This is a genomic window from Stieleria sedimenti (assembly GCF_025060895.1).
GTDB lineage: Bacteria > Planctomycetota > Planctomycetia > Pirellulales > Pirellulaceae > Stieleria > Stieleria sedimenti.
The window spans coordinates 1-4,557 of record NZ_JANZKV010000145.1 but is presented as its reverse complement, the minus strand read 5'-3'; the positions used below and the strand labels follow the sequence as shown (position 1 = coordinate 4,557).

Annotated in this window: 2 protein-coding genes and 1 pseudogene; 1 reads left to right on the top strand and 2 read right to left on the bottom strand. The window is 59.4% G+C overall.

Translation table 11 applies throughout. From position 1 onward, the window contains the following. Positions 1-52: 52 nt before the first annotated feature. Entirely contained in the window at positions 53-3,028 is a 2,976-nt protein-coding gene (locus tag NZK35_RS18150; protein WP_259633952.1) for a DUF7133 domain-containing protein, read from the bottom strand. Positions 3,029-3,206: 178 nt separating this feature from the next. Between NZK35_RS18150 and NZK35_RS18145 the strand changes: the two genes are divergently transcribed. Further along, on the top strand, positions 3,207-3,971 hold the full coding sequence (locus NZK35_RS18145) for a GDSL-type esterase/lipase family protein (protein WP_259633951.1): 765 nt from the start codon (positions 3,207-3,209) through the stop codon (positions 3,969-3,971). A 207-nt stretch (positions 3,972-4,178) separates the two neighbouring features. Here the strand turns inward: NZK35_RS18145 and NZK35_RS18140 are convergent. Then, positions 4,179-4,557 (bottom strand): annotated as a pseudogene (locus NZK35_RS18140) (transposase); the annotation flags it as partial.

The window sequence follows — 4,557 nt, the reverse complement described above, 5'->3', positions numbered from 1 at the left end:
CACAAAAACGACAGCCCGCTCGCGCCGTTCCGCTAAGAAATGCTTCACAGCGTCACCGTTGCCGGGTCAAGAAAGCGAGTAGATCGGCGACGTCGCGTGCACTCAGCGTATCCAGCAGGCCCTCCGGCATCGGTGAAACATCCGAAGGACGGTGAAGCTGAATGTTTGCTTTCGGGATCTCGACCACTTTGCCGGGATCAAGCGGATCGGTCGCGAGCTGTAGATTCGACGATCGGTAATCGCCGCCTGTCACGACTTGGCCGCTGACGATCTTTCCATCCGTCGTCACGACCTGCACGCTGCGATACTTTTCGGCGATGACGTCCGACGGCGAAACGATCGACGCCAGGATATCGCGTTGACTGAAACGGGCTGCTAATGAAGAGAGGTCTGGCCCCAGAACCCCACCGCGACCGGCGACGCGATGACACGACGCACACAGAACGTCGCCGAACAAGGATTCGCCGCGTTCTGCATCGCCCGGTAGCGAAAGCTGATCGAGGGCTGTGACCAATTCATCGAGCGTCCATTTTCTGACATGCGGTCGGGACACTTGTTTCGGTGCCGCTTGCGAAAGCGTTGACGGTTGGATCAGTGACGCAAGTTTGACGCGTTCGTCTTCGGTCAGATGCGCGACCGCATGATCTCGGATCTGTTTCAACCGGCCGGGCATGCCGGCACCGGAAAACGCCGTCCGCTCCAATTCGCCGAGCGCTTCGAAAAACAGGATGCGATCATCAATCGACCAACCGTCGGGTTGATGACACAGCATGAACAATGCGTTCATCCGCTCTCGCTGGCTTTGCCCGGCTCGCAACAAGCCCATCAGCGGCGGGACGACACCGGCGAGGTGATGATCGGCGGCCAGTCGGCAGAGTGCTTCATGGACCGGGCCGCCGCTTCCCAGCGGCGCGACCGTGGCATGGGGATCCGTTTCCAGCCAACGCATCAGACGTTGCTTGGAACTGTTGCTTGCCGTCGAATCGGCCGTTGGTACAGCAGCCAGGATCAAGCGGTAGGCGTGCAGCATTGAAAGTTTCCCAAACGATGACAGCGACTTGACTTTCAGTGCGTCCAAGGCATGGAGCACCGCGTCGTGGTCACCGATGTTGCCGCCGCGGGCGAGTGCCAGCAGCGCGGTCGCCTGGGTTTCCGGATCCGGTTCAGACAGTGCCGCTTGTCGCCAGCGGGTAAGGTCCTGGTGTTCGACCGCGATGCGTGCGGCGTTGCGAATCAGCGGATCGGGATGGCTCAAGTGTTCCCAGGCGGTCGCAAGGCTTTCAGTGTTCGGCTGATGGAGCGTCGCCAATTGTCGTCGCAGCGTCCTGGAGCGACTTGAAAACGCTCGTCGTCGGGTTTGTTGCTCGGTCAGGAGTGCAGCGTCTTGTGAGGGTCCGACGTAGCGAATGCGGTAGAGAGCGGATTGTGTTTTGCGTCCGCCGGTGATGACAAACAGCTCGCCGTCGGGACTGAAGTCCAAGTCGGTGACGTTCAACGGCCGGCCGGCGAGAAAGGTCTCGACGCGACACGCGTATCCGGCTCCACGCGGGGAAAGGTGACAAGCCAAAATGCGTCCGTAGGCCCAGTCGAGTGCAAAGAGGGCTCGTCGGTACGGCGCCGGAAATGAACTCCGCGCTCCCGATTTGACCGCCGTCGGTGACCCTTTTCCCACGTCAACGGTCGGTAAGGCGTTGTCGCTGTGGTCCGGGAAATAAGGCGGCCATTGCCCGTTCGTGGTTCGCCGCCAACCATAGTCCCCGCCGGAGACCAATTGCACGATGCGGGTCGGGCGATACCAGGGCGATCCCATGTCGTATTCGTTGTCCGCGTCGTAGGTGAACACTTCACCGTCGTCGTTGAAATCGATTCCGAATGGATTTCGCAACCCCGACGCAACCAATTCCCAGTGTGATCCGTCGCGGTCGGTTCGGATCAAATGGCCTTCCTCGGATCGTTGCCCCTTGCGAGCCGCCCGCAGGGGCGAGGTGTGATCTTCAAGGTTCTCGGTTGCCAGTTCGACCGAATCGCCATGAATCGAGTAAATCATTCCGTCTGGACCGAGCGCCAAGTCATTTCTTCCGTGACCGACTTGGCCGGGGAATTCTCGCAGCAATTCGACTTGGTCGAACTGGTCGTCGGCATTGGTGTCGCGAAGACGATACATGCCTTTGGAGTTGTTGGCGTTGGCGTATAACGCGTCGTACGCGTACAGCAAGCCTCTGCATTCTCGCAGCTCGTCGTTGATCGTTTCGACCGCAGTGATCCGTTTTCCGTCACGCGACAGAGTCATCCGCAACAGCCCCTTGTCTTCTCGTGCGATGGTGATTCGGCCTTGGGGGTCCAGTGCCATGCTGACCCAAGAACCTTCGTCCGGCTTTGCCGAGCGAACCAGATCGACTTCGAAACCCGGCTGCGTCACAAAGGTTGCGGGGTCGGTTCCCGCATCCGCCCCGCTGGCCCGACGCCATTGTTCGTAGTCTTCGAAGGGCGAGATCTGGGCGAGTTCGGAGACGTTCCAAAACTCCCGTGCGACGCCTCCCAAGGAGACGGCGGCGCCGCGATTCGTCGTCCAGTCCTGACCGCTGACCAGGGTCTCGATCGATCCATCCGCGTAGGCCACTTCCAGGCTCATGGCGACGGCGGCAGGTCCGGCGCCGCTGGTGCAGTCGAGTGACACCTGATTCGTTCCCGTCACAAGCCGGTCGGTCACGTCCCACTGCATCCAGGGTGCGTACTCATCCAGTTGGGCCAGCGGTCGTCGGTTCAAGGTCACCGAGCATCGGGTGAAGTCGGCGGCCAGATGCATCGTTGCACGAGCGACCGCCGCTCGCACCTGGAACGGTTTCGACAGCGTGACGGGCTGACCGGCGTCGCGATCTTTCGTGCCCCAGATCCAGGCGGGTCGGGCGTTTGGGGTGACGCCGGCGATTTCGTCGGCTCTGGCGTTTTCGTCGCCAGCGGGAAGCAACGCTCCACCGCAGAGAATCAGGGTGGCGAAGACGAACGTGATGGGGTGCTGATTGATCAATGGAACGCCTCGGCAAAGTGGGACGACTCCATAGGATACGCGAAACGATCGCACCGTGGACGAATGTGTTGTCAGTCGCACGGCGGGACGGCTTGCCCGGTGCGAGTTGGACTATGATGTGCGACTCGGTTACCGAGAGACTTTACCTTTTGACATTCCAGCGATTGGAATCGAGTTGATGATGCGTTTGTACTTATTGTTTGTGACGTTCGTTGTCGCGGTTTCGGCCGGTACCCAGAATCTGGTCGCCCAAGACGGCGGGCCGGAGGGATCGGGAAGTGCCGAGGACGTGTTGGCACCCTATCGCGCCGCGGCGGAGAAGAAATGGTCGGACGACATCGCCGCGTTTGACGAACTCAATCGAACCGAATCGAATCCGGATGATGCAATCTTGTTTATCGGCAGCAGCAGCATCCGCCGCTGGTCGACGATGGCCGTCGACATGGCCCCGTACCGAACGATCCGTCGCGGTTATGGGGGTGCCAAGTTCACGGACATGGCCGTGTTTGCCGATCGATTGGTGTCGCCGCACCGGTACCGTGCGATCGTGATGTTCGTCGGCAACGGCGTGGTCGGAAACCCGGACGATCACACGCCCGACCAAATTGAGGCACTGGCGCGTCACATCGTCGCGGTGTCACACCAGCATCAGCCCGACGCCCCGTTTTTTCTGATCGAGATCACGCCGTGTGAAAAGCGGTTTGACGCCTGGGCGAAGATTCGCGCGGTCAATGCACGGCTTCGCGAGATCGCACTTTCGACGCCCAACACCTATTTCATTGCGACCGCAAGCCATTACCTGAAATCGGATGGCACGCCGCGCGCGGAGTTATTCGTCGAAGACAAACTGCACCTCAGCGAGGCCGGTTATGACCTGTGGTCGACTTTGATTCGTCGTCGACTGGACGACGTCTTTCGCGCCATCGCCGCCGACCAACAATAAAAAAGGGGAAGCAATAAAAAAGGGGAAGGGGGCAATAGTGTTCGGCCCGGCGTTTGCTCTGTTGCATGAAACGGCGGGGTCAGACGCTTAGAAGGAAGGGGCGATGCTATACGGCGATGCAGTGGATCGCCAAACAGCACGAATCTTACCAAGCGCGCAGCATCGACGCCGGGTGAATCATTCAAAAACGACTCCCCGTATCGCTTGTTAGAGATTCTTTGCCGACTCCGACTTGGCAGCTTTCGCTTCCGCGGCTCGCTTCTGCTTTTCAATATGGGCGAGCAGTTCTTCCTCGCTCGCCAAGCCTTGAAAGTAGTAGGAAATCATTTCGAACGTGCGTTTGTTCGGCGCTGAGCCTGTCCACAGATTGATCAACAGACAGGCGATCATGGAACAGTACACCTGGATCTCGATTCCGTTGTCGTCGTGGCTGATCAAGTGGGATCCGCCCATCAGTTGCTTGTAGAATCGAAAGAAAATCTCGATCTCCATCGGTAGGAGTAAATCAGTGCGATGACTTCCGCCGGCACATCAAGCAAACGATCTGGTCGCTGATGACGCCTGCAGCGAGGTCCCCTTCGGTCAA

What these genes read in the sequence shown, in the direction of transcription:
- NZK35_RS18145 (WP_259633951.1), top strand. Translation starts at nt 3,207, where the DNA reads ATGATGCGTTTGTACTTATTGTTTGTGACGTTCGTTGTCGCGGTTTCG.